This is a genomic window from Actinoalloteichus caeruleus, from assembly GCF_049311605.1.
Taxonomy (GTDB): Bacteria; Actinomycetota; Actinomycetes; order Mycobacteriales; family Pseudonocardiaceae; genus Actinoalloteichus_B; species Actinoalloteichus_B caeruleus.
Genome location: NZ_CP186005.1, coordinates 814,377 through 840,091, shown reverse-complemented (window position 1 = coordinate 840,091; position 25,715 = coordinate 814,377). Strand labels below are relative to the sequence as shown.

Here is a 25,715-nt window from a genome sequence, read left to right as displayed (position 1 = left end):
CGCCCACAATCGCTACGGCGTGTTGCCGACCGGTCGCGGCGCAGCACCGGTGGCCGGTCCGTTCACCGCAGCGACCTGAGGTGCCCCGACTCGGCGAGCACCCCGTCCAGCTCGGCGAGGAAGCTCGGGAAGTGGGTCGCGAACCGGTCGAGCTCCGGGGTCACGTGGCGGTCCTCCCCCAGGTCCTCGCCGTACCAGTACAGGCCCGGGGTGCCGTCGGCGTCGACGTCCACCGAGGCGAACTCGGTGAGCCACCGGTCGGTCTCGCCGAGCACCACCGCGTAGGGCAGCGAACGGGAGAACACCACCTCGCGGTCCTCGGGTGGGACGGTGCTGACCGGAACGGTGTCCAGGTACTGCCGCAGCCCCCGGACCTGCGCGACCAGGTCGCGACCGCGCCGGGTCCGGGAGGGGATCCACCGGGAGAGCGCCGTGACCACGACGCCGGCGGCGAGCACGCCCAAACCGACCAGCGCGAGGTCGGTGGTGAAGACCAGGACCGCCGTCGCGGCGACCCCGACGGTGGAGAGGGCGGCACCGGCCCACCACCACCGGTTGCGGGCCCGGTCGGGCCGCACGGAGAACCAGTGCTGGCGGACGACGTCGTCGTACAGCTCGTCCCGCACGCGGGCCAGGTCGATGCGCTGACCTCCCCGACGCCAGTCGCTGAGCCGGACCTCCCGCAGGGGTGCGCGGTCACCGCCACCGCCGAGCAGTGCCTCGTACACGGCGAGCTCGTACGGGTGCAGCGCCTCGTCCGGCTCGTTGCGGCGCACGATCCGCCAGTCGAGGACGCCGTCGTCGACGTGCAGCTCCTCGATCCACAGGTAGTTCCGGACGGCGAGGTCCACCACGGTCGCGGTGACGTCCACGACGTCGACGTGCTCGTCGACGACGGTGCCCACCTGCCCGGGCAGCACCCCGTCGGGGCTGGCGAAGCCGACACCACCGCCCTCCTCGGCCACCAGCACCTCGACCGGGTCGCTCTCCCGCGCGAGGGCCAGGGCGTCCCGGCGCCGCGCGTGGAACAGCCACCCCACCGCGCCGAGGGTGAGGGCGAGCACCACACCGAGGCCGGCGGCGCTGCCAGGGTGGAGGGAGAAGGCCCTGGCCAGGTCGAAGGTCTCCTCGAACCGCGCGGTGGCCGGCGTCGTCCCGGGTTCCAGGCCGACGGTGAGGTCGATGCGGTCACCGGGCTCCACCCCGATCTCCCGGGCGCTGGCGGGCTGCCCGACGTCCAGTTGGGACACGGTGCAGTTCGTGCTGGTGCCTGGCGGCCCGGCCAGGCAGGTGATGGTGCGGGGCTGGGTGGGGGAGACGAAGGAGATCGTGACCGAGTCGACCGGGACGTCCCACCCGCCGAGCCGCCAGTAGGCCTCCTGACCGGCCCCCGCGTCGGCGACGGCGCCGTCCACGGTGTACCGCACCGTCGACTCTCCCGGTTCGGCCGTGTAGCCGAACCCGTCGTCCTCCCGCACCAGGGTCGCCGCGCCCTCGGCCACCGGGTCACGCACCTCGAAGACCCGGTCCAGCCCCTCCCCCGAGGGCAGTCGGAGCGGCACCGCCCTCGACGCGGACATCCCGTCCGGGACGAGGACGTGCTCGACGACCATCAGCGATCCGTCCCGCTCCAGCCGGAGGTCGACCTGGGCGCTCACCGTGCCCGGCAGCCCGGGTGGCGCCTGGGCGGGCGCCGGCGCGCCGAGACCGGCGGCACCGGCCAACATCAGGGCGGACGCGGTGAGCCCCCAGTTAGTCAACACGGCAGCGGAGAATAGCGGAGCCGACCTATGCTCTGGGCCGGTTCACCGGAGCGCTCCTCGAGGAAGTGCGTTCCGCGGACGCGTGGACGGTCCCGGAGCCGTGGTGGATCGGCACCGGTCGGCGGTGGCCAACCGCCGACAACCGTGAGCGCGTACAGGGGGAACCAGTCATATGTCGCAGCCGAACCCGCCTGACGGGTCCTGGCCGCCGCCTCGTCCCGTCGCGCCCCCGCCGGTGGCGCGACCGTTGGGCCGTCCCGGGACCGGCCGGGGGGCCCGCGCCACGCAGCGGGGCGCGGACCCCTCGCGGCCCGACCAGCGGGCCCAGGGCGTGGCGAGGCCACCGGCGGACGGGGGCCGCGCCGCTGGTGGGACGGGGGCGATGCCGGTTGCCGGCCCGACGGGGCCGGGACGCCAGCCGCTGCCGCCACCCAGGCCGGCGGCACGGATGCCGACCCACCCCCTGCGCGGCGCCCGCCCGGCGCCGCCGACCGGCGCCCGATTCGCCGACAGCGACGCCCCGTTACCCCAGCGCCCGGGCCGGGGAGGTAACGGGTGGCCTGGCTGGCTGCTGGCCATCGGCCTGGGTGCCACCGTCGTCGCCGTCGTCGCCGTCGCCTCGTCCGGCAGCGGACCCCGGTCCGGCCAGGAGGCCTCGGAACGCCGCACCGAGTTCGTCGTCCCCACGCCACCGCCGACACCGCCGCCGAGGGACCTGCCGGTCCCTCCCGAACGCCCCGAACGCCCCGAACCGACCGAGGACACCCCGCTGGTCGAGCCGACAGAGGAGGCGCCGCCGCCTCCCCCGCCCGCGCCTCACCCGGTGCTGCTGCTCGCCGACAACCCGATCCACGCGGGCGGTCTGCGTGCCGCCGACACCACCGCCTGCCAGCTGGCCGGCTTCAGCCCGGACGCGGCGGGGCAGGAGACCTACTACCGGTCGGCCATGCCCTGCGCGGTCGACTCGTGGTCCCACGCGCTGGAGGCCGTGAACCTCCCGAGCACCGAACCGGCGCTGGTGGTGATCAACGGGCCCGTGGACACGCCGTGCGGCACCGCGCAGTCCTCCTACTACTGCAGCGGCAACCAGACCATCTACATGGCCGCCGCGGTGCACGCGCAGCAGGAACGGCTCGGTGACTCCCCCGGCCCCTACCTGAGCGTCTTCGCGCACGAGTACGGCCACCACGTCCAGGCGTTGGCCGGGATCATGCAGGCCGCGTGGGACGACCGGTACGAGGTGGGCGTCGACTCCGCGGCGGGGCTGGAGATCTCGCGACGGATGGAACTCCAGGCATCCTGCTTCGGCGGGATGTTGATGGCGGCGATGAACCGGACCGGCGTGGTCGACATCAACACCGCGACGGCGGCGCTCAACGACGCCGCCAACCGGGGGGACTGGCCGCAGAACGGGTCCCGCGACCACGGTGCCCCGGAGCGGAACGGCGCGTGGATGCGGCACGGCTACGAGATCAACCTGACCTTCGAGTGCAACACGTGGGCCGTGGAGTCCGGCCAGGTCAGCTGATCCGACCGCCCTGACGCGGCCCCCCTTCCCACCGGGAACGGGCGCGGCGGGGTTCGGGGCGCCCGTCGAGGGAAGCCGGATCACGCAGCGCGGCCACCCTGGCCGGCCAACCCGGTGGGGGCGACGCGCGGAGGCGTGGTGTCACCTCGGCGTGCCGGGAGGCGGCTCCGGTGGCGGTCCCTCCGGGTGGGCGCCGTCGGCTGGTGGGAAGAACGCGGTCCCCTCCTGACCACGAGCACCGGTGTCCGACTCGCCGGCGCCCACGGGCGGGAAGAAGGCGGTTCCGGTGCTGGGCCCCGGCGGTGTCGGCTCGTGGTCCACGGGTGCGAAGAAGGCGGTTCCCGCCGGCGCCTGTCCTCGGTGGTCGTCCAGCCCGCCCGGCGGGGTCTCCGGATCGCGCGCACCGCCGGTGTCGGACCGGGGCGGGTCCTGGCCGCTCGCGCCGGACCCGAGCCCCCATCCCTCCCGGTACGCGGAGTCCTCGCCGGGTGGGTCCTGGGTGGCGTCCGGCGTGCCGGCGCGGGCGTTCGGTACCTGTCCAGCGGCGCCCAGCCCGCGCTTCCCGCGACCGGTGGGGCCGGGCGCCGGGGTGGCACCGCCCGCGCGGCGGGCCCGCATCCGCCGGATGTCGCGGGTGGTCTGCCGGAGCAGGAAGGCCAGTCCGGCTCCGCCCACCGCCGCGATGGTGAGCAGGACCGCCGAGACCCGGTCGTTGGTCTCCCCCACTCCGGCGGGGCTGGTCCCCGCGAGCCAGACCCGGTACTGGCCGGAACCGAGCCGCACCACCTCGACGTCGAGTTCCCGTTCCTCGTGGTGGCCGCAGGCTTCGAGGTCCGCGACGTGCTGCTCGCCGTCGACGGTGAACATCACCTTGTCGTTCTGGTCGGCGGCGCACTCCCCGGAGACGAGGACGGTGGCGGTCGTCTCGCGGAGTTCACCGGTCCCGGCGTTGAGGGGGAGGATCCTCGTGGCGGCGAAGACGACGGCAAGCCCGAGCACGCCCATCGCGATCATCACCAGCACCCATCGAGCGGGTCCACGCCTCACCACGGTGTGCCATGCTTCCAGACGCTCGGTGTGCGCCGGGTGTGTGTCCCGTCGGCCGAGTCGACCCGGTGTTCAGCCCTGCCCGCCGTCGCCGGGCGGCCGCGCCTGGCCCGACCCGCCGTCGCGCAGGTAGATCACCCGGTCCGCGGGGCGGAGCACCGCCGCCTCCGGCGAGTCGACGGGGACCAGTCCGGCGTCGCGCACGACGGCGAGCACCGGTCCGGTGATGTCCCGGGGGGACCGCCCGTACTCGTCCGGGGTGAGGGCTCTCTCGGCCAACACGACCTCCGCGTCGGAGCTGATGATCGTCTCGAAGAGGTCGACCAGGGAGGGCGACAGGGTCGCCATGCCCAGCAGCCTGCCGGCGGTCTCGCTGGACACCACGACGGAGTCCGCACCGGACTGCCGGAGCAGGTGGACGTTCTCGGACTCGCGCACCGCCACCACCACCTGCGCGTGGGGCGCGAGCTCGCGGGTGGTCAGGGTCATCAGGACGGCGGCGTCGTCGCGGTCCGGCGCGATCACGACGGACCGGGCTCGATGGACCTCGGCCATGCGGAGCACGTCCGACCGGGTGCCGGACCCGTGCACGGCCACCAGCCCGTGCGCCTCGGCGCTTTCCAGCACCCGGGGGTCGGTGTCGACGACGACGAGTTCCGACACGTCGACGCCGTCGTTCATCAGGGCCGCGATCGCGGACCTGCCCTTGGTCCCGTATCCGATGATGACGACGTGGTCCTTCACCCGCGACCTCCAGCGTTGGATTCTCAGGGTCTGCCGGGACCGCTCGGTGAGGACCTCCAGCGTGGTGCCGACGAGAATGATGAGGAAGAGCACGCGGAGCGGGGTGATGACGACGACGTTCACCAGTCGCGCCCCTGGGGAGACCGGCACGATGTCGCCGTACCCCGTCGTGGACAGGGACACGCTCGCGTAGTAGAAGCAGTCCAGCAGGGACAGACCACCGCCGGTGAAGTCGAGGTAGCCGTCCCGCTCGACGTAGACCAGTGCCACGGAGACGAGCAGTGCCGCGAGTGCGACGACGAGGCGGCGAGCGATCGACCGCAGCGGACTCACGCCGGCGTGGGGCATTCGAATGATGCCGACCAGATTGTCCGGTTTCGCGGCGAGTAGCCGCTCCGGGCGCCTCACTCCCCGCCACGCGGCCCGCATGCTCGCCCTCACGGCCTCTCGCATCCCGTCGTGGTCGACCCGCCGAAGTGGGCGCCGGCCGGGGAACCGGCGCCGTCGGGCGGGATCTCCGCTCGACCACCGTAGGGCGGTCGCGGCCGCCGTACTGACAGGACACCCCGTCGCGACCTGGTGAAAGAACGGATTTACCGGGTAGTCGAGAATGTGCGCAGCGCTGTCGAGGAGAATGCGTACCAGCGATTTCGAGTGGCTCCCTGTCCTCGTTCGATGAAGAGTTGAGCCGCTGTTGGATAAAGATTCAGACGCGCTGTAACGACATCGCCAGCACAGGTGATTAGATGTAGGGGTGCCGTCACTCCAGCAGGCTGCCACTGCGCTCGGTTGGCGCGGTCAGCTCATCACCGAGGTTTCCGTTCTCGGCCAGCGCGTCTCCGCCCTGGTACGGGTGCGCGAAGACGTGCACCGCTGGCGGATGGAGAACGGCTGGCCCCCGGAACCCGACCCTTCCTGGTTCCGTTCGTGGTTCGAGCCGACACTGCACGACCAGATCCCGGTGCCCGCGGTGGACCTCGTCGGGGTCCTGGTCACGGAGTCCCGGGCCGGCAGGGCGTTGCGGTCCTGCGGCACGCTGATGACGCTCGCCCCGTGCGCCGTCGTGCTGCCGTCCAGCCAGACCTCCGACCCCTGGCCGCTCGTCGAGCTGGACTTCTACGGGATCGGCGTCGTCACGATCGACGAGGAGGGGGACGCCTCCGTCGCGATCAGCCCGGAGGACAGGTCCCAGGAGTTCGGGGGTTCGGTCTTCGGACGCTGGCTGCTCGAACTGCTCTACCACCGGGTCATGACCAGCGTGCTGTCACCCCCGCGCTGAGGAGCCCCCACCCGCCTCCCGGATCCCCGGTGTTCCGCCGGGTGGTCGGCGGTGCCCTCCGGCGAACTCCGGTCCGTGATGGGAACGGGGACCGCGTCGCACGCCGTCCACCTGTCCCGCTCGCCGCGTCGGCCCACGCCGCACACGGTGTCGGTCAGCAGCCCTGGGATCCGGGCCCCTGGCGCGGCGAGGCGCCCGTCCCGTCGAGCGGCGACCGCCGCGGGATGGTGGCGTCCACCGGATCCGGCCACGCGCAAGCCGAGTGGTACCGCCGTCGCCCGCCCTGGGTGGGCCAACCGGCCGACGTCACCCGAGCTGGGGCGCGGGCGGCCACCGCCGGCCGTCGGCACTGGTGCGCGGCACTTCTCGGGATCCGAGGGGCGCCGGGAGGCGCGGGCTTCGTCGACCGTGCCTGACGGTGCCCGTCGTGGGATCGACAGGCAGTGCGCCGGGCCGTGGCCCGGGCACCTCGGCACTCCCGGGAACCCGGGAGGGATACCGCGTCCGTCCCGTCCACACCGTCGGCACGGGTAACGGAACTGGGCGGTGGAGCCCCCGACAGGGAAGGGGACGTCGGTGCGGGGAACTCTCCCCCGCTCCGTCCTCCCCACCGCCGCCACGAGGCCGATCAGGCCGGGACCAGCTCGTACTCCTGCCAGTTCAGCGCCTCGGGATTCCACTCCATCCCCCGGCCCTCCTGGAGCGCGCGCAACGCGTGCATGCTGTGCGGCCACCGGCGGACGACATCGACGATGGCGATGGCCACCATCTCCTCCGCTGTCCGCTGTTGCTCACCCGGCCCCAGGACGAGCAGGTTCCCGTCCTCCTGCCGGAGATCGGACAACCGGACCTCACCGGAGAGCACCCTGCGCTCGACGAGCACCGGCCGGTTGGGCGGCAGCGCGTCCGGCCAGGACTGCCGGTCGAGGTCCGCCGCGACCGGGTCACTGCACTGACCGCAGGTGCAGCCGCCGCCCACGGCCCAGCCGTGCTGGGCCCAGTGCCACACGGCCGAGCTGCCGTTGTTCAGATCAGTGAGCCCTGCGACGTGCGGCCACGCGTCCACCACACCGCCGAGGGTGGTGGACCGGGTGGACGTCTCGTCACTGCCGGGACCGAAGAACGACCAGGTGCCGTCCTCGTCCCGGTCAACACGAACCAGGGGCGCCTTGAGCGCCACAACATCCTCTGCGACCTGGACCTCCGTCGTGGGAGACGTGGCCAGCTTCCAGTGCGTATTTTCCGACATCGCGGGCATCGTCGCGAGGAAACGCCCGGGGTACAAGGACCGCCACTCGATCAGGTGTCACCCGAAGAAGGGATTTTGCGCACCAGGTCCCGGAGGCCGTCAACGTCCAACAGATCCGCAGGTCGCAGGGTCCTGTTCTCGGGTACGAAGTGGAACGCCGCCCTAACCCGATCCAGTGGCGAACCGGTCAACGCGGCCCACGCGAGCCGGTACGCGGCGAGCTGGACCGCCAGCGCCGGCACCCGGTCGGGAGCCGGCGCCCGCCCCGTCTTCCAGTCCACGACGGTCCACCCCCCATCCTCGTCGGCGAACACGGCGTCCATCCGCCCTCGCACCACCACCCCGTCGACCGTGGTCTCGAACGGGACCTCGACCTCGGCCGGCGTACGAGCGGCCCAGTCGCTGTCGAGGAACGCCGCCTGGAGGTCCTCCAGGCCCGTCTCCAGCAGCTCCTCGTCCGAGGCCCCCGGGAGGTCGTCCACGTCCAGCAGCCTGGTCGCGCCGAACCGCTGCTCCAACCACTCGTGGAAGGTCGTGCCCCGCCGGGCGTGCCGGTCCGGCTTCCGGGGAAGCGGTCGGCGCAGCCTGGCCGCCAGCTCCTCGGGGTCGGCGGCCAGCTCGACGAGCTGGCTGACCGACAACTGCCCGGGCAGCCGCACCTCCTCGCGGCGGGTCCCGGCCGCGGCCCGCTCCGCGAGCAGCACCCGGACGTCCCGGTGCCACCCCTCGGGGTCGTGGACGGGGTCGATCCGGGACGCGGGAGGGCCGGCCCGCCCGTCCTCCCCGATGGAGGCGTGCCCCGCCCTCCTGAACGAACCCATCTTCCGGCGCACCAGCTCCGCGCCCGCCGCCACGACCGGGCGGCGGTCACCGAGCGGGTCGCTCGGCCAGACGTCGGTCCGCCCCTCGGAGGTGAGCGGGTTGACGTCATCCCGCTCCGGTGGGGGAGCCCACCCCTCGACGCGCCCGCCCGGGTACACCCCCACCGGCGAGTCCCCGCCGGCCCGGCCGTCACCGACGACGGCGGCCAGCACCTCCTCCAGGAACTCCGAGGGGCCCCTGGGCGCAGCCCCGGTCTCGCCCCACCAGTGCCCGGACACCAGCAGGACCCGCTCCGACCGCGTCAGCGCGACGTAGCAGAGCCGGCGTTCCTCGGTGAGCCGGCGCTCCTCGAACTCCTCCGCGTGCCGCGCCAACTCCTCAGCCACCTGCTTGCGGTCCGAACAGCCCGCGAGCGCCAACCGGGGGAGATCGGCCGCGTCGCCGCGCAACTCGGCGGGCAGCTCCGACACCGAACCCAACCAGCTCGTGGACCTCCTCGCGCCGGGGAAGACCGTGCGCACGAGGTGCGGCACGGCGACGACCTCCCACTCGAGCCCCTTGGCCGAGTGCGCGGTCACGACCTGCACCCGGTCCTCCGCGACCTCGATCTCGCCTGGCTCCAGGCCGTCCTCCGCGTGTTCGGCGGTACGGAGGTAGTCGATCAGCGAGGGGAGCGTCGCCGAGGGGCTGGCGGAGGCGAACTCGGCCACCACGCCGGCGAAGGCGTCGAGGTGGGCGCGGCCGGCCCGGTCCAGTCTGGCCAGCCCCTCGATGTCGAGCAGCAACGTGCGTTCCACGTCGGCGACCAGGTCGGGCAGCGGCTGGTCCAGCCGGCGCCGCAGCGCCGCCAGTTCCGAGCCGAACCCGCGAATCCTCCGGTACCCCTCCCGCGAGTACTGACCCGGCGGTCCGGGATCGTCGACCGCGTCCACCAGCCCGGTGCGCTCCGCCGACTCCGCGGCGCCGACCAGCGATGGGCCGCCGTCCCCCGCGTCCCCCTCCCGCCGGGAACCGTCGGACCCGTCCTCGGCCCCGGCGCCCGAGGACGCCGTCGCGGTCCCGGCCGTCGCCTGTTCCCCACCAAGGGAGCGCGCGCGCCGCCACAGGGCGGCCAGGTCGGCCGCGCCCAGCCGCCACCGCGATCCGGTGAGCAGCCGCGCCGCCGAGGTCCCCGCGAGGGGGTCGACCAGGACGCGCAGCGCGCTCACCAGTTCGCGCACCTCGGGTTCGTCCAGCAGACCGCCCAGGCCCACCACCTCGACCGGAAGCCCCCGAGCGCGCAACGCCGCTGCGATCCCGGCCATGTCGGCCCGCCGCCGCACCAACACCGCGGCGGTCGGCGGCGCCCCCGTCTCGGCGACCGACCGTTCCCACTCCTCGCCGATCCGGTTGGCCACCCACTCCCGTTCGGCCCGGACGTCCTCGGTGAGGGCGACGCTGACGGCACCGGGACCGGCGTCGGCGCGGGGGCGCAGCCGGGGGACCCGCAGCGCCGGGAGCGCCCCGTCCGCGTCGGTCCCGTTCCTGGGCCCGGCACTCGACGCGCCGCCCCGCAGGGGCTCGGAGATCGCGTTGGCGAGGTCGAGCACCTCGGGCGGGTTGCGGAAACTGGTGAGCAGGTGGTGCTGCCGCGCGGGGCCTGCCCCGCCGTGCTGGTCGAGGCGGGGGAAGTCGCTGGCGAACCTGGGCAGGTTCGCGGCGCTCGCGCCCCGCCACCCGTAGATCGCCTGGACAGGGTCCCCCACGGCGGTCACCGGCATCGGGGCCGCCCCGCCGAACAGCGCTCGCAACAGGACGCGCTGGGCGTGCCCGGTGTCCTGGTACTCGTCGAGCAGGACGGCGCCGAACCTCGACCGCTCGCCGGAGACGACCTCCGGGTGGTCGGTGGCCAGGCGCGCCGCCAGCGACATCTGGTCGGCGAAGTCGACGGCACCCGCCCGCCGCTTCCGGCGGGCGTAGTCGGCGAGCAGGGGCAGCAGGGCGACCCGGAGCCGTTGGGTGGCCAGGATCCGCTGGAGGTCCTTGGGCAGTCCGGCGCGTTGCCGCGCCGCGCGCGGGGCGTTCTCCACCGCGTCCAGGAAGCGGGTCGTCCAGCGGACGAGGTCGTCGGGGTCCACGAGGTGCTCGGCGAGTTCTCCCGACAGGTCCAGCACCAGGTTGGTGATGGTCGCGGGGACCTTGTCGGTGTCGATGTCCTCCGTCCAGGTGGAGACGACCCGGTGCGCGAGCTGCCAGGCCGCGGTCTCGGTGAGCGGACGGGCTCCCGGTTCGACCGGGACCCGCAGACCGTGCTCGGCGACCAGCCTCCCGGCGTAGGCGTGGTAGGTGAGGACCGTCGGGTCGCAGGCCAGGAGCGCGGCCCTGCGTTGCCCGCCCGGGTCGAGGCGGTCCAGCAGCGGCGAGGCGGCCAACCGCCGCAGCCGGGCCCGCACCCGGTCACCCAGCTGTCCGGCGGCCTTCCGGGTGAAGGTCAGCCCGAGGACGCGCTCCGGGGCGACGATGCCGTTGGCGACGAGCCACACCACCCTCGCGGCCATCGTCTCCGTCTTCCCGGCCCCGGCACCGGCGATCACCAGGGCGGGTTCGACCGGGGCCGCGATGACGGCGACCTGTTCGGGGGTGGGAACGGCCAGCCCGAGTTCGCGGGCCAGCTCCACCGGTCCGATCAGGTCGCTGCCGCGTTCCGCCGTGACCGTCATAGCCCGATTCTGGACCCCGGGCGCGAGCTCCTCACGCCGACTCCCCGTCTCGCGGGCACCTGCCCCAGCGCGGGACGGGGTGCCGTCACTCCCCGACCTGGCGGCCGGAGGGGTGGAGGGGACAGCTGAACCGCGCGGGGCACCGGTCGCAGTCCTCGCTCTCGTTGACGTCGTAGCGCGGGCCACGGCTGGCCTCCCCGGCCGCGCGGACGGTGCCCAGCCACTGGCGGACGCCCTCGTCGTCCAGCGGTCGCTGGGTCCGTTCCGTCGCGGAGCCGGATCTGGCGTCCGGTTTGGCCACGTAGAGCAGGCGCGCGCCACCGGGGGGGACGACGCGTCCCCCGGTCTCGTCGTCGTCCGCCGCGCCGAACTCGCTGAAGGCACCCAGGGCCGCCGCGAGCTGGTAGACGGCCAACTGCGGATGCCCCTCGGCCACCTTCGCGGTGACGGCGGCCCGAGCGGTCTTGATGTCCACCACGACGGGACGGCCGTCGGCGTCGACGTCGAGCCGGTCGACCCGGCCCCGGACGAGCAGCCACGCCCCGCCCGGTCGTTCCGGGGGGATCTTGAGGTCCATCGGGTGTTCCACCGCCACCTGCGTGAGTTCGGCGCGGCTGCTGGTGAACCAGGCCAGGAACGAGTCGAGCATCGCCTCGACCCGGCGGCGTTCACGTCGGGAGAACCAGGGCGCGCCCGCGTCGACCGACTCCCAGGCCCGGTCCAGCTCCGCCCGCAACTCGTCCGGCGTGGCCCCCGTCGCCGCCCGTTCGACCAGGGCGTGCACCAGGGTTCCCGTCACCGAGGCCAGCTGCGCCTCGTCCTGCCCCCCGTGGCGTTCCACCACCCAGCGCAACGGGCACCGGGTCAGGACGTCCACGGTGGAGGGGGAGACGCGCAGCGCCTCGCCGTCGGGCCACAACGGGTCGTCCGTGGAGGGTGCTCCGAGCCCGTACCAGGAGGCGGGGTCCGCTCCGGGGACCCCGGCCACGGCGAGTTCGGCGAGGGCGGCCGCCGCCCGGTCACGCCGGTCCGGGTCCTCGTCCTCCGCTACCGGAGCGCAGACCACGCTCCGGAGTTCGGCGACGAGTTCGGCCAGTCCGAGGCCGCGGGGAGGCCGGAACAGCTGGCGCTTCCCCTCCTGGTCCGCGTCGGTGTCCGTCCCGTCCACCTCGTCGAGGAACCGGGAGGGTTGTTGGTCCTCCCCCCGCACCGCGCTGACGAGCAGGGTGCGGGTCGCCCGGCTCGCCGCCAGCAGCAGCAACCGACGTTCCTCGGCCAACAGGGGGGCGGTGGGGGACACCGGGACGTCGAGGGGCAGCCCGGCCAGGAGGTCGACGAGCCGTTCGACGCGCAGGAGCGAGCCCCGCTGCCGGAGGTCCGGCCAGGTCCCCTCCTGCACGCCGGGGACGGCGACCACCGTCCACTCCCTCCCGGCTGCGGCGTGCGCGGTGAGCACGCTCACCGCCTCCCCCGTCGGCGCGGTGGGCGCGAGGGAGTCGCCGACGATCTGCTGGTCGATCAGCTCCTCCGCGAACGCGGCCGGCCCCTTGCCGACGCTGCGGTGGGTGAAGCGCGCGGCGGCGTCGAAGAGGGCCAGGACGGCGTCGAGGTCCCGGTCGGCCTGGGCCCCCACCGGACCGGACCGGCGGGACCAGGCGAGCCACCGTTCCTGCAGCCCGCTCGCCTCCCAGGCCCGCCACAGCGCCTCCTCGACGTTGGCCCCGTCGGCGACCGCCGTCCTGGCCGCGCCCAGCACCTCGGCGACGGCGTGGACCGGGGCCGAGGTGCGCTCGTCCAGCCCGACCAGGGAGTCCCGGTCGAGAAGCGCCTCGACGAGGAGTTCGCCCGAGGGCCGTTCCACCCCGGCGGCGGTGGCGAGCCGGCGCAGTTCACGTCGGACCCGCTTCATCGTCAGCGGGTCGGCTCCGCCCAGCTGCGATCCCAGCAGGTACGTGGCCGTGTCCTCGGTGAGCGCGTCAGGGTCACCGGCGCAGCGCAGCACCTCGACGAGGGGGCGGACCGCGTGCTGTTGGGCGAGGGGGACCTCACTGGCGGACATGGCCAACGGAACCCCGGCGGCGGCGAGTGAGCGCCGCAGCACGGGCAGCGCTCGGGTGGCCGAGCGCACCACGACGGCCATGCTGGACCACGGGACGCCGTCAAGGAGGTGTGCCCGCCGGAACTCGTCCGCGATCCAGGTGGCCTCCTGCGCGGCGGTGCCCAGCACCCGGACCCGCACGCTCCCGGTGTCGGTGTCGGTGTCGGTCCCGGAGGGTGCCCGCGACGGCGCCGGTGAGGTGCGGGACGCGCGCGGTGCACCGTCGGTCGCCTCGCGGGCGGGGACCTCCTGATCGCCCCCGCCGTCGGTGTCCGCCTCGGCGGGCCCGCGCAGGTCGCGCTGCGGCCCGGTACCGGGGAGCCTCGCCGCCAGTCTGCGCACCGCCTCCCGGACGGCGGGAGCCATCCGGTGGTCGGTGGTGAGGACGGTGGTGCGTCGCCCGTCCGGGTCCGCGTCCAGCAGTCCGCGGGGATCGGCGCCTCGGAACGAGAAGACCGTCTGGTCGGGGTCGCCGGCCAGCACGAGCTCCCGCGCGCCGTCACCCACCTCCCGGACGAGGCGGTACTGGAGCGGGTCCAGGTGCTGGGCGTCATCGACGAACAGGTGGTGAACCCTGGCCCGTTCGGTCGCGAGGAGTTCCTCGTCCGCCCCCAGCGCGCCCAGGGCGCTGGAGACGAGTTCCGCCGCGTCCATCGCCGGTGCCGCCTGCGGCGACGCGCTCCCCGACGCGGCGCGCAGCAGGTTCACCTGTTCGTACTGCTCCCCGAACCGCCCGGCCGCGACCCACTCCCGAACGCCGTGCCGTTCCCCCAGCTCGGCCAGGTCCTCGGGGCCGAGGCCGCGTTCGGCGGCGCGCAGCAGCAGGTCGCGGAGTTCGGCCGCGAAGCCGGGGAGCAGCAGCGCCGGCCGGAGGTGCGCCGGCCAGTTCGTCGCTCCGGCGCCCACATCGCCGGCGAGCAGGTCACGGATCACCGCGTCCTGGTCGGGGCCCGACAGCAACCGAGGCGGTGGGGCACCGACGAGGAGCGCCTCACGACGCAGGATGCCGAAGGCGTAGGAGTGGACGGTGCGCACCATCGGCTCCCGCACCGTCACCGGCGAACCCGCCTGCCCGGACCGGGACGCGACCAGGCCGGTGATCCGGGTCCGCAACTCCGAGGCGGCCCGCCGCCCCGAGGTCAGCACCAGCACGCTTTCCGGATCGCTCCCGGACAGGATCCGGTGGGCGGCGGCCTCGGCGAGCAAGGTGGTCTTCCCGGTGCCCGGTCCGCCCAGCACGCGGAGCAGGCCGGATCCGTGGTGGAGGACCCGCAGCGCCGCCTGGTCCCACCGGTGCGGCGTGCCGTCGTGCCGGCGGGCACGGACCAGGGAGGCTGCTGGCGCGCTCATACCCCGATGCAACCACGACACCCCGACGCCGGTGACACCCGCGTCGGCGTGTCGGGCGCGTGACGTGGTCCGGGCGCCGCCGTCCGGAGTTCCTGCCCCGATGGCGGCGCCGGCCCCTGTGGTAGGCAGACCGGGTGAACGACGAACTGGTGGAGCGGGTCCGCGAGGTGGTCCGGTCGATCCCCGCCGGACGCGTGCTCGGTTACGGCGATGTGGCCGAGCTCGCGGGTGCGCCCTCCCCGAGGCTGGTGGGACGGATCCTGTCCGAGGACGGCGCGGACCTGCCGTGGCACCGCGTGCTGCGTTCGGACGGGACCGTCGCCTCCCACCTCGCCGGTCGTCAGCTCGAGCGGCTGCGGGCCGAGGGCGTCGCCGCCCGGGACCGGCGGGTGGACATGCGCCAGTACCGGTGGCGGCCGGCGCCCCCGGGCCAGTCGGGGCTCTGGGAATGACCGGGCTCCGGGACTGACGGGGGCCCCGGGACTGACGGGGCTCTCCCCCACCCCGTTCGGTGTCGTGTCCGGTCGAGGCACCGGGCCGCCGGGCGCGCGGCGGGATCAACCGGCGCCCAGCGCGGCGACGAACTCTGGGAGTTCCCGTTCCAGCTGGCGCGCGAGCGCCCCGGTCCTGGGCCGGTCCGGGGTGCGGACGGGCAGCCCCTCCCGTTCGAGGGGTGCCGCGGTGACCGGACCCACGCAGGCCACGAGGCACGAGGTGCGCAGCGCTCGGCGGAGCGGCTCGCCCCTGCCGGTCCGCTCGGCCCGGCGGAGCAGGTTGGTGGCGGCCGGGGCACTGGTGAAGGTCAGGGCGTGGACCTCGGCCCGGGCCACCGCGTCGATCAGCGAGTCGAGGGGGCCGACGTCCTCCGGGTCGGTCCACCGGTAGACACCGACCGGGATGACCTCGGCGCCCCGACGACGGAGTGCCTCGCAGAACTCGGTCATCGGCTCCCCCTGCTCCTGAACGGCGATCCGCCGACCGTCGAGGTCCCGGCGGAGGAGCTCGTCGAGGACCTCGGCGACCGTCTCGGAGCCGGCCGTCCACGGATCGGGCAGGCCGGCCCCCCGGACGGCGCCGCGTGCCTTCGGCCCGCGGGCCAGCACCTCGGCGGCTCCGAGCCGGCCCAACAGGCCCTCGCGCCGCCCTCGGCCCTCGGCGGTGTCCAGCCAGCCCCGGAAACCCACACCGGTGATCGCCACCACCAGGTCCACCGGGGCGGCGAGCACCGCATCCGTCGCGGCCGCGAGCCGGTCGTCGTCGGCGAGGGCGACGCTGCGGATCGCCGGCCCGTACACCACGCGGGCTCCTCGGCGCTCCAGCAGCCCGCCCAGTTCCTCGGCCCGGCGGGCCGCCGTCACCCCCACGGTCAGCCCGAGCAGCGGGCGGTGGTCCTGCGCCATCGGCCCATCCTCGTCTCTCCTCGGCCCGCTGAACAGGGGGTCGTCCCCGGTTCCGACCCCTGGGCGCACCCCGCCGCGCACCCCGCTCACGTGAAGATCGAAAATTTCACCTGAGCGGGTGAGCCGCCTAGGATTTCGGCGGTTGCGTCGTCAACGTTCGGCTGACTGGGGTGTTGGATGGACTCGGATGGCCCTGACCTGGCACGAGTTGATCTCGGTGCTCCAGGTCTGGCCCGCGTCGTCGACCACCTGCTCGGGGGAGCGCACAGCTTCGCCGTCGACCGGGAGGCCGCGGACGTGCTCGAGTCGGAGATCCCGGGCATCCGGCAGGCGATCCACCAGACCCGCTCCTTCCTGGGACGCGCGGTGCGGTACCTCCTCCGCCGGGGTGTGCGCCAGTTCCTCGACCTCGGCGCGGGGCTGCCCGGCGTGGGCAGCGTGCACGAGATCGCCGCCGCCAGCGGCCGGCCCGCACGGGTGGTCTACGTGGACAACGACCCGATGACGGTGGCGCACGCCAGGCACATGGTCCGGCTCGTGCCGCACACCGCCGCCATCCTCACCGACCTCCGGTCGCCGGCCCTGGTGCTCGACCACGCGGAGTCACGGGCGGTGATCGACCCGGACGAACCCCTGGGCGTCCTGTTGTCCGACGCGCTGCCCGCCGTGCCGGAACCGATCGGGGAGGTGCTCGACGGCTACCTGGACCGCATGGTCGACGGCAGCTACCTGGCGCTGGCCCATCCCACCAGCGAGGGATGGCCCGGAGACGGGAGCCGGTCGAGTGGGGCCTGGGCGCCGGTGGTGCTGCGGACGGCGGCCGCCGTGCACGCCCTCTGGGATCGGCTCGACCTGGTACCGCCCGGCGTGGTGCCCGTGCAGGACTGGCGGCCGGACACACCCCTCGACGAGGTGAGCCAGGAGTGCCCGGTGCCGGTGCTGGCGGGTCTGGGACGCGTGCGCCCCCGGGTCTGAGCGCGGCTCCGGCCGCGCGTCCTCAGAGGACCTCGAGCACCAGCTGGGTGGCTCGTTCCAGCCCGGCGAGCGACTGAGGCGTGGACCTCGGGTGCAGGGCGTTGACCGCGAGCCTGAACAACAGGGCGTGCAACAGGGACTGCTCCCACTCGGGCAGGTGGGACCACCTGCGGATCAGGCCAGGATCCGCTCCTCCCCAGGCGAGCCCGTCGACCACCACGACCGCGGCGGCCCACTCGGCCGGCCGCCAGTAGGGCGTGAAGTCGATGACGCCCGGCGAGGAGTCCCGGCTGAACAGGACGTTGCCGAACAGGTCGCCGTGCACCACCTGCGCCCGGAGCCGGGAATGGCGTCGGGACCCCAGCAGCACCTCGAACAGCCGCCCGCCCCGGTCCGGGTCGAGGGTGGTCTCCTCCTCGCCCCACGCCATCCGGTCCGCGACCGAGAAGACGTCACGGCGTTCGTCGAGGAACCGGGGCCGAGCGAGCCCGGCGGTGGCGTCGTGCAACCGGAGGGAGACGGCGACGACCTCGTCGTGGCGGGCCTCCGGCTGCCCGGTCAGGAACCGGGACGCCGCCCAGCCGGACACGACCCACCGCCCGTCCGAGGACCGAACGGACCGGGAGAGCCGCAGGTCGTCCGGGTGCAGTGCCCCGAGGATGGTGGCCGCCCACGCCGCCTCGGCCGGGTTGGACACCGGTCTGAGGACGATCTCACCGCACCGCCACACGCCGGCCGGATCCAGTGGTTCCGGCTCGTCATCCCTGGCACCGAACGCCGCACGCACGTGCAACGGCGGCGGCTCGGGGGTCACACTCACGGGTAGGCACGCTACCGTGGGTGGCCCGGGACGCGGTAGAAACCCAGGTCCGCCCGGCGTGGGGGCTGGTGGGTCACCCCCGGCCGGGTGGTCAGTACGTCGGCAGACCGGGGTCCACGTCCCTGGCCCAGCCGAGCACGCCTCCCCCGACGTGGCTGGCGTCGGAGAAACCAGCCCGGTGCAACGCGGCCAGTGCCTCCGCGGACCGCATCCCGGACTTGCAGTGCAGGACGATGGGCTGGTCCTGCGGCAGTTCCGAGAGGGCCTCGCCGGACAGGATGCGGTCCTTGGGGATCAGCACCGAACCGGGGATGCGGACGATCTCGTACTCGTGGGGCTCCCGGACATCGACGAGGCTGAACTTCTCGCCCCGGTCGAACTTCTCCTTGAGCTCCCTGGGCGTGATCGTGTGGTCGGCCGCCGCCTGCTGGGCGTCCTCCGGGACGACTCCGCAGAAGGAGTCGTAGTCGATCAGCTCGGTGACCGGCTCGGCGTTGGGGTCGCGCCGGATCCGGATCGTCCGGTAGCTCATCTCCAGGGCGTCGTACACCATCAGGCGTCCCAGCAGGGTCTCGCCCACCCCGGTGATCAGCTTGATCGCCTCGGTCACCATCACCGAGCCGATCGAGGCGCACAGGACGCCGAGGACGCCGCCCTCGGCGCAGGACGGGACCATCCCGGGGGGCGGCGGTTCCGGGTAGAGATCGCGGTACTGGGGTCCGTGCTCCGCCCAGAAGACGCTGACCTGCCCCTCGAACCGGAAGATCGAACCCCACACGTAGGGCTTGCCGAGCAGGACGGCCGCGTCGTTGACCAGGTAGCGGGTCGCGAAGTTGTCGGTGCCGTCCAGGATGAGGTCGTACTCGCGGAAGATGTCCAGCGCGTTGCTGGAGTCCAGGCGGACGCGGTGGACGTTCACCGTGACGAAGGGGTTGGTCTCCGCGATCGACTCGCGGGCCGACTCGGCCTTGGGCTTGCCGAGGTCTGACTGGCCGTGGATGATCTGCCGTTGCAGATTGGACTCGTCGACCTCGTCGAAGTCGACGATGCCGAGCGTGCCCACCCCGGCCGCGGCCAGGTACAGCAGCGCCGGGCTACCCAGGCCACCGGCCCCGATCACCAGCACCCTGGCGTTCTTGAGCCGCTTCTGCCCCTCCATCCCGACGTCCGGGATGATCAGGTGCCTGCTGTAGCGGGCGACCTCCTCCCTGGTCAGTTCCTCGGCGGGTTCGACAAGCGGCGGTAGCGTCGCCCCTGGCATTGGCTGTCCTCCTCGTCACCGGCGAGACCGGCACAGTGTGCCTCTCCCGGGGAACGCGCGGACAGGCCACCGGAATTCCCGTCCCAACCAGTGGACGGCACCGGGGTACCGGGCGGTGGCTCCGCCTCGTCCATGCCATGCGGACGCCGGGGGACGCCACGGACACCGGCGGCCGTGGTCACTCGACCGTCGGGTGCGGCCAGCCGTTGGGCTTGCACACCTTGCCGTCCGCCGGGATGGCCTGGCCGCCCTGCCCGGTTCCCTCGATCAGCTCGTGCAGCTCGTCGTTGCTCGTGCTCCAGCTCTGCTGCATCATCACCGGCGCGAGGCCGCCGTCGATGTCGCACGGGACGTGGCCGTGTCCGAAGTAGTGGCCGACCTCGTGGTTGATCAGGTAGGCCTGGTACTGGGCCATCGCGCCCTCGAAGGCGCGGCCCCCGCGCACCCAGCGGGCGGCGTTGAGGAACACCCCCTCGGGGCGGCGGCACGACGCCTCGAAGTCGACGCCGCCCCCGCACTTGAGCTTGGCGTGCGCCTGGGAGATCAGGATGACCCGGAAGTCGGCCTCCTCGACGGTGTCCACCCGTTGCACCGAGATGGCTTCGCTGCCGATCCAACTGCGGGGGTCGGAGAGGGTGGCCTCCACCGTGTTGGCGTAGGCCTCCACGTCGAGGGGGACGTCGAAGCCGACCTCGTACTCCACGGTGTAGCGGTGGAGGGAGTCCCCTTCCCCCACCGGCTCGGAACGCCCCGGCACGATGTCGTAGGTCCCCGCGCCCGTCGTCGGGAAGGGGCCGCCGTTCGGGAGTTCCGCCGAGATGACGTCCGGGTCGAAGGACGGGTTGGCGTCGAAGCTGACGCTGGGCTCCGCCGGTTCCGTGCCCGGGGTGCCGCCCGCTCCTCCGGTGGCGTCGGAGTTCGGGGCCTCCTCCGCCGTGTGCTCGGCGTCCTCACCCGGGGTCCTGGCCACGTCGACCGCGACGATGATGGTCAGGACGAGCAGCACGGGCAGGGCGTACACCCGCCAGCTCGGTGCCCGGCGGGACCGGGTACGACCTGAGGAGCTCCCCTCGCCACCGTCGACGGTCCTCGGCGTGTCCGCCTGGTCCTCGTCCCGCGCTCCGGCCTCCGGGGCCCAGGAGGCGGCAAGCGGTTCTCCCGTGGTCCGCCTCGAGTCCCGCTGGTAGCGCTTCTCGCTGGGGCGCCGCCGCGCCGGCCTCCGATTGTCCGATCCTCGGGAGGTGGGCCGGGGGCGGCCGGGACCACCGGCGTCGGGGTTCATCGGTGCCACGCCGCAAAGCGTGCCACATCAGGCACCGAGAACATTTCCTCCTACCCTGGTGTCGGCGGTCGATGTGGGTGAATTCCCACCGTCGGGCTCCCACTGGTCCTCGGCCAGGGCGTCGATCATCCCGAGGACCGCTCGACCCACCGCCATCGGCTGTTCCATCTGCGCGACGTGCCCGGTCCTGGGGAGCACGAGCAGCCGAGCCCTCGGGAGCGCCAACGCCGTACGCGTGGCCTTGCGGACGCTGACCAGGCGGTCCTCCGCACCCCAGACCACCAGCGCCGGGGCTGGCACCCGGCGAAGCACCCGCCACGGCGAACGCGCGCCCGAGGCCAACCAGCTCCTGACCATGTTGAGCGAGGTCTCCCCCATGGCGACACCGGCCCAGGGGTTGCGGCCGAGTTCCGCGAGCTCGTCGGCGAGCTCGGCGAGCCGGTGGGTGGGCACGAGTTCCGGCCTGGCGAAGCACAACCGGCGCAGCTGCTCGGCGCGCCGCGCCGGGGGCACCCTGGCCAGCGCGCGCCGCACCCTCGGGCCGAGGAGCGGGAGGAAGGTCAGGGGGTAGCGGGGCTCGGTGAGCCGCCCCGGGTTCGGCCTCAGGTCGGGCACCGCCGGTGACACCAGGGTCAGGGTGCTGACCAGCTCGGGCCAGCGGGCGGCGACCTCGGCGCACACCAGTCCGCCGAAGGAGTTGCCCACGAGGTGGGCCGGCCCGCCGGCGAGCCGCCGCAGGCTCTCGGCGAGGAAGTCGGCGTGCTCGTCGAGGCCGTACCCGAAGTGGGCCGGGGGTTCCGAACGGCCGAATCCGGGGAGGTCCACGGCGAGGGTCGGGTGCCGGACGGCGAGCACACCGGCGAGATCGGTCCAGTTGGTGGCGGAACCGGCCAGCCCGTGCACGCACACGACGGGTGCCGCCTCCTCGGTGGAGGTGCTCGGGGTCTCCCGCACGTGCACGCGGCCGCGCCCCACCTCGACCTGCCGCCCTGGCCAGGGAGGTCGCCGGTGGTCGATGGCGGGCACCTCCCCGGTGAACATGGGCACCCAGGTCAGTGACCTCCTCGGGTCCGGCCGGCGGCCGTCGACCCGACCGGCGGTCGCCTCCCGGTGCCGGTCACCCTGCCACCGGCCGAGCTGCGCCCAGGCCGCCGTGAACTGGCTCCGCACCCGGGCGCTCAGCGCCCCCCACGTCGGCACCGTCATACGTCCAGGATGCCAAGGGAGCGCTGGGGCGGCAGCGCCACCGAGTCCGCCCGAACGGGTGCCGCCCACTCGGACAGGTGACGCCCCGTCCGCAGCCGTGCCGCACAACTGCGACTACCAGCGAGTAAGGTCAGGCAACTGGCGGAGCCAGGACCACCGCACGGTGTGCGGGACATGCTGGAGGCGAGAAGACATGACGGAAACCACGCGCGAATCCGCGGAGCAGGCGGGCCGCGGGGTCCGGTTGCCCCGCACGGAGAGGCGGGCGCAGCTCCTCGCCTCCGCGCAGGACGTGTTCGTCGCCAACGGGTACCACGCCGCGGCGATGGACGAGATCGCCGACAGGGCCGGCGTCAGCAAACCCGTCCTCTACCAGCACTTCCCCGGCAAGTTGGAGCTCTACCTCGCCCTGCTCCAGCAGAAGGTGGAGGACATGGTCAGCCGTGTGAACACGGCGATCGAGTCGACGACGGACAACAAGCTCCGGGTGCACGCGGCCGTGGCCGCGTACTTCGACTTCGTGAACGCGGAGGACGGGTCGTTCCGGTTGGTCTTCGAGTCGGATCTCCGGGGCGAGGCGGCCGTGGAGCAGACCATCGACCACGCGATGTCCCGCTGCGTCGAGCTGATCGCCGAGGCCGTCACCGCCGACGCCGGTCTCGATCCGGAACGCGCGAGCCTCGTCGCGATGGGCCTGGTGGGGCTGAGCCAGGTGACCGCGCGCTACTGGCTGACGAGGAACCGGCTCGTCCCCCAGGAGGAGGCGATCGAGCTGATCGCCAGCCTCGCCTGGCGCGGCATCAGCGGCTTCCCCCTCCAGCACCCCTGACATCCACCGGGGGTCGCCAGCTCATCCGCTCCGGCGGCGGGCGGGCCGCGCCCCGAGCTGGGACGCGGCCCGGCCGAGATCAGGCGATGCCGAACCCGACCCGCCTGGTGTCCGCGGGGCCGATCTCGACGTAGGCGACCCGCGCGGTCGGTACGACGAAGCGACGCCCCTTGTCATCGACCAGGCTCAGCAGCTTCTGCTCGCCGCTCAGCGCGTCGCTGACCGCCGTCTCCACCTCGTCCGGTGTCTGCGAGCTGGTGAGGACGAGCTCTCGTGAGCTGTCCGCCACACCGATCTTGACCTCCACGCCGACCTCCGGTCGTCGATCCTGAACCAACCGGGTCAGGCTAATGGAATTCGCGGTCCGCCCGGCGCGCACCCGTTCGTCGGGAGGGCGGCCGGGTCGGGCCGGCGGCCCCGCTGTTCCCGCCTCGCGGCCAGGGCCACGACCACCCCCTGGACCCCGGCTGGCGCCGGGCGTCGCGGCCAGGCCTCACCCCAGGCCCAACGCTCCCATCCGCTTGGTGTGGGTGGTCTGGAGACGTCGCAGCAACGCACCGATGCCCGCCAGGTCCCCCGACCCCCGGATGACCAGCTCCGTGAGCCCGTCCCGCTCGGCGGCCACCCGCTGCGCCTGGGTGACGGCCTCCCCCAGCAGGCGGCGGGCCCAGAGGGTGAGGCGGTCGCGCAGCGACCGGTCCCCTTCGCAGGCCGCCCGGACCTCGCGTTCCGCGAAGGCCGAGTACCCGGTGTCGGCCAGCACCTCCAGGACGAGGTCCCGGGTGCGGGGGTCGAGCCAGTTCGCCACCTCGCGGTAGAAGTCGGCGGCGAGGCCGTCACCCACGTAGGCCTTGACCAGGGACTCCAGCCAGGACCGGGGGGCCGTGGAGGTGTGGAAGTCGTCGAAGGGCTTCGCGAAGGGCCGCATCGCGTCCTCGATGGGGACGCCCACCGTCCCCAGGTGCTCCTCCAGGCGCCGGTAGTGCCCCATCTCCGCGGCGGCCATGTTCGCGAGCGCCGCCCGTCCCGCCAACGTCGGCGCGGTTCTGGCGTCCTCGGCCAGCCGGTCGAAGGCCGACAGTTCCCCGTAGGCCAGCACCCCCAGCAGGTCGACGACCCCGTCCGCTACCGGGGTGGCGTCGGGTCCTCGGTCGGTGCGGACGTCCCCCTGCTCGGGGGCGGGCCGATCAGACGTGGTCATGGTCGCGGAGCCTAGTCGCGGGGTCCCCGCTTTCCCACCCGCGCGGCGGTCCGCGGCCCCCGGAGGGCGGCCCTGTGAGCGACGCGACCAGGACTCGGGTCCGGCGTACTGGGGTTGGTTGCCCTCTCGGGGTAACCTGACGGTGATGCATGTGCCGGTCATCGCGCACCGCCAGCCAGCCGGTCCCTCGCGCGGCGGCGTTCACGAGCGGCGGTGCTACCGGATGCACACCCGAACTGTGGCGGCCACGCCGCCATGTGCACAGAGTGCGCGCACTGAAACCTCGGCCCTCCCGCGCCGGACACCGACGAGCACGTCGCTCACGTGTCGTGACCGTGGTCGAGCGCCCTGCCACAGCCGTGCGCGCTGGTACGAGAGAGGCGATCACTCTGACAACGAACAACGACACCGACACACCGGGGCCCTCGGCCTCCGCTGAGACCGGTTCCCCCGACGAGGTGCGGATCGACCACAGCGAGACCGGCGCCGAGAACGCCCAGCCGGCGCCCCACCCCCTGCACGCGTCGGCGCCACCCGAGCCGGCGGCACCCACGTTCGCCGAACTGGGGGTGCTGCCCGCGATCACCCAGGCGCTCGACGAGGCGGGCATCACCCACGCCTTCCCGATCCAGCAGCTCACGCTGCCACTGGCGCTGGCCGGCGACGACGTCATCGGCCAGGCCAGGACGGGGACCGGGAAGACCCTGGCCTTCGGCGTGCCGATGCTCCAGCGGGCCGAGCTGCCCGGTGACGGGACGCCGCAGGCGCTGATCGTCGTTCCCACCCGGGAGCTCTGCACCCAGGTGACCAGGGACATCACCGACGCCGCCCAGCACCTCGGGGTGCGGACGCTGGCCGTGTACGGCGGCCGCCCCTACGAGCCGCAGATCGCGGCGCTGCGGGCCGGCGTCGACATCGTGGTGGGCACCCCCGGGCGGCTCCTGGACCTCGCGGAACAGCGCCACCTCGTCCTCGGCAAGATCCGAGGGCTGGTCCTCGACGAGGCCGACGAGATGCTCGACCTGGGCTTCCTGCCCGATGTCGAACGCATCCTCAGCATGGTCCCGGGCGAGCGGCAGACGATGCTGTTCTCGGCGACCATGCCCGGTCCGATCGTCACCCTGGCCAGGACGTTCCTGCGCCAGCCGACCCACGTCCGGGCCGAGGAGGTCGACGCGGGTGCGGTGCACGAACGGACGAAGCAGTTCGTGTACCGGGCGCACGCCCTCGACAAGACCGAGCTGATCGCCCGGGTGCTCCAGGCCGAGGACCGGGGGCTGAGCATGATCTTCACGCGGACGAAGCGCACCGCGCAGAAGATCTCGGACGAGCTCGCCGAGCGCGGGTTCGCCTCCGCCGCCGTGCACGGCGACCTGGGGCAGGGCGCGCGGGAGCAGGCCCTCCGCGCGTTCCGGGCCGGCAAGGTCGACATCCTGGTGGCCACCGACGTCGCGGCCCGGGGAATCGACGTGGCGGGTGTCACCCACGTCATCAACTACCAGTGCCCGGAGGACGAGAAGACCTACGTGCACCGCATCGGCCGGACGGGCCGCGCCGGCCGCGAGGGTGTGGCCGTCACCCTCGTCGACTGGGACGAGGAACCCCGCTGGAAGCTGATCAACGACGCGCTCGACCTGGGCCGCCCGGAACCGGTGGAGACCTACTCCACCTCCGACCACCTCTTCGAGGACATCGGCATCCCGCGTGACGCCTCCGGTCGCCTCCCCCTGGGCCGCCGCACGAGGCCGGGTCTGGACGCCGAGCCGGTGGAGGACCTCGACCGCAACGAGCGGGCCGGCCGGAACCGTCGGCGCCGGGGTGGGACCGCCACCCGGGGTCGCGGCGGTGACCGCGCGGCCGCCAACGCCGAGCGGACGTCCGAGGGCTCTGCCGACCGGCCCGCGCCGAGCCGCAGGAAGCGCCGGCGCACCCGGGGTGGCGTCGCCGTGGGCGGTGAGAACGGCCCGCAGAGCAAGGAGTCGCAGGCCGTGAAGGAGACCGGCTCAGCCGACCAACCCTCGGGTGGGGGCGCTCCGCGCCGCAGGAGGCGGCGGCGCCTGGGCTCGGCCGGGGAGTCGACCACCGCCGGCGGTTCCGGGCAGCAGGGTGAGAACGCCGGCTGATCCGGCGACGTGGGATCACGAGCGGCCGGCTGGTGCCCG

General features: G+C 73.7%; 19 protein-coding genes. 6 read left to right on the top strand and 13 right to left on the bottom strand.

Annotated features, from left to right (window positions below; translation table 11 throughout):
- Positions 1 to 62: 62 nt before the first annotated feature.
- Positions 63 to 1,763, bottom strand: a complete 1,701-nt coding sequence (locus ACOJVX_RS03750; RefSeq protein ID WP_422647254.1) for a DUF2207 family protein — start codon at positions 1,761 to 1,763, stop codon at positions 63 to 65.
- 448 nt (positions 1,764 to 2,211) lie between these two features.
- On the opposite strand from ACOJVX_RS03750, the gene ACOJVX_RS03745 reads away from it, so the two are divergent.
- Entirely contained in the window at positions 2,212 to 3,291 is a 1,080-nt protein-coding gene (locus ACOJVX_RS03745) for a neutral zinc metallopeptidase (protein ID WP_051712629.1), read from the top strand.
- A gap of 141 nt (positions 3,292 to 3,432) precedes the next feature.
- Here ACOJVX_RS03745 and ACOJVX_RS03740 read toward each other — a convergent pair whose 3' ends face one another.
- Together ACOJVX_RS03740 and ACOJVX_RS03735 are read right to left on the bottom strand one after the other, a co-directional pair.
- Complete coding sequence (locus tag ACOJVX_RS03740; RefSeq protein WP_422647253.1) at positions 3,433 to 4,341, bottom strand: hypothetical protein; 909 nt, start codon at positions 4,339 to 4,341, stop codon at positions 3,433 to 3,435.
- A gap of 69 nt (positions 4,342 to 4,410) precedes the next feature.
- Positions 4,411 to 5,511 (bottom strand): potassium channel family protein, encoded by a 1,101-nt coding sequence (locus tag ACOJVX_RS03735; protein ID WP_026417257.1) that lies wholly within the window; start codon positions 5,509 to 5,511, stop codon positions 4,411 to 4,413.
- Positions 5,512 to 5,836: 325 nt separating this feature from the next.
- Between ACOJVX_RS03735 and ACOJVX_RS03730 the strand changes: the two genes are divergently transcribed.
- On the top strand, positions 5,837 to 6,361 hold the full coding sequence (locus tag ACOJVX_RS03730; RefSeq protein ID WP_026417258.1) for a hypothetical protein: 525 nt from the start codon (positions 5,837 to 5,839) through the stop codon (positions 6,359 to 6,361).
- 628 nt (positions 6,362 to 6,989) lie between these two features.
- Here the strand turns inward: ACOJVX_RS03730 and ACOJVX_RS03725 are convergent.
- The 3 genes from ACOJVX_RS03725 to ACOJVX_RS03715 all read right to left on the bottom strand — a co-directional run bounded on the left by ACOJVX_RS03725 (position 6,990) and on the right by ACOJVX_RS03715 (position 14,579).
- Positions 6,990 to 7,610: a hypothetical protein gene (locus ACOJVX_RS03725; RefSeq protein ID WP_026417260.1), complete on the bottom strand. Its 621-nt coding sequence runs from the start codon at positions 7,608 to 7,610 to the stop codon at positions 6,990 to 6,992.
- A 50-nt stretch (positions 7,611 to 7,660) separates the two neighbouring features.
- Entirely contained in the window at positions 7,661 to 11,131 is a 3,471-nt protein-coding gene (locus ACOJVX_RS03720) for an ATP-dependent helicase (protein ID WP_418154071.1), read from the bottom strand.
- Between the two features lie 85 nt (positions 11,132 to 11,216).
- On the bottom strand, positions 11,217 to 14,579 hold the full coding sequence (locus tag ACOJVX_RS03715) for an ATP-dependent helicase (protein WP_422647252.1): 3,363 nt from the start codon (positions 14,577 to 14,579) through the stop codon (positions 11,217 to 11,219).
- A gap of 134 nt (positions 14,580 to 14,713) precedes the next feature.
- On the opposite strand from ACOJVX_RS03715, the gene ACOJVX_RS03710 reads away from it, so the two are divergent.
- Positions 14,714 to 15,031: an MGMT family protein gene (locus ACOJVX_RS03710; RefSeq protein WP_418154069.1), complete on the top strand. Its 318-nt coding sequence runs from the start codon at positions 14,714 to 14,716 to the stop codon at positions 15,029 to 15,031.
- Positions 15,032 to 15,136: 105 nt separating this feature from the next.
- Here ACOJVX_RS03710 and ACOJVX_RS03705 read toward each other — a convergent pair whose 3' ends face one another.
- On the bottom strand, positions 15,137 to 15,979 hold the full coding sequence (locus ACOJVX_RS03705; protein ID WP_422647251.1) for a uroporphyrinogen-III synthase: 843 nt from the start codon (positions 15,977 to 15,979) through the stop codon (positions 15,137 to 15,139).
- Between the two features lie 177 nt (positions 15,980 to 16,156).
- Between ACOJVX_RS03705 and ACOJVX_RS03700 the strand changes: the two genes are divergently transcribed.
- Positions 16,157 to 16,954, top strand: a complete 798-nt coding sequence (locus ACOJVX_RS03700; protein ID WP_103055725.1) for an SAM-dependent methyltransferase — start codon at positions 16,157 to 16,159, stop codon at positions 16,952 to 16,954.
- 22 nt (positions 16,955 to 16,976) lie between these two features.
- Here the strand turns inward: ACOJVX_RS03700 and ACOJVX_RS03695 are convergent, their stop codons facing one another.
- From ACOJVX_RS03695 to ACOJVX_RS03680, 4 genes are all read right to left on the bottom strand, one after another.
- A complete protein-coding gene (locus tag ACOJVX_RS03695) occupies positions 16,977 to 17,774 on the bottom strand; it encodes a TIGR02569 family protein (RefSeq protein WP_211237449.1) in 798 nt (265 codons plus the stop codon).
- A gap of 91 nt (positions 17,775 to 17,865) precedes the next feature.
- The gene (gene moeZ / locus ACOJVX_RS03690; protein WP_026417267.1) at positions 17,866 to 19,035 is read right to left on the bottom strand and encodes an adenylyltransferase/sulfurtransferase MoeZ; all 1,170 of its coding nucleotides are present in this window, start codon (positions 19,033 to 19,035) and stop codon (positions 17,866 to 17,868) included.
- 178 nt (positions 19,036 to 19,213) lie between these two features.
- Entirely contained in the window at positions 19,214 to 20,317 is a 1,104-nt protein-coding gene (locus ACOJVX_RS03685) for a DUF3152 domain-containing protein (protein WP_418154082.1), read from the bottom strand.
- Positions 20,318 to 20,344: 27 nt separating this feature from the next.
- On the bottom strand, positions 20,345 to 21,523 hold the full coding sequence (locus ACOJVX_RS03680; RefSeq protein WP_026417268.1) for an alpha/beta fold hydrolase: 1,179 nt from the start codon (positions 21,521 to 21,523) through the stop codon (positions 20,345 to 20,347).
- Positions 21,524 to 21,716: 193 nt separating this feature from the next.
- Between ACOJVX_RS03680 and ACOJVX_RS03675 the strand changes: the two genes are divergently transcribed.
- The gene (locus tag ACOJVX_RS03675; RefSeq protein WP_026417269.1) at positions 21,717 to 22,352 is read left to right on the top strand and encodes a TetR/AcrR family transcriptional regulator; all 636 of its coding nucleotides are present in this window, start codon (positions 21,717 to 21,719) and stop codon (positions 22,350 to 22,352) included.
- Positions 22,353 to 22,431: 79 nt separating this feature from the next.
- On the opposite strand, the gene ACOJVX_RS03670 is transcribed toward ACOJVX_RS03675, so the two are convergent.
- The gene (locus tag ACOJVX_RS03670) at positions 22,432 to 22,659 is read right to left on the bottom strand and encodes a DUF3107 domain-containing protein (protein ID WP_026417270.1); all 228 of its coding nucleotides are present in this window, start codon (positions 22,657 to 22,659) and stop codon (positions 22,432 to 22,434) included.
- A gap of 186 nt (positions 22,660 to 22,845) precedes the next feature.
- Positions 22,846 to 23,553, bottom strand: coding sequence for a ferritin-like fold-containing protein (locus tag ACOJVX_RS03665; RefSeq protein WP_026417271.1), 708 nt, complete (start codon positions 23,551 to 23,553; stop codon positions 22,846 to 22,848).
- Between the two features lie 458 nt (positions 23,554 to 24,011).
- On the opposite strand from ACOJVX_RS03665, the gene ACOJVX_RS03660 reads away from it, so the two are divergent.
- Positions 24,012 to 25,676 (top strand): DEAD/DEAH box helicase, encoded by a 1,665-nt coding sequence (locus ACOJVX_RS03660; RefSeq protein ID WP_035291288.1) that lies wholly within the window; start codon positions 24,012 to 24,014, stop codon positions 25,674 to 25,676.
- Positions 25,677 to 25,715 lie beyond the last annotated feature (39 nt).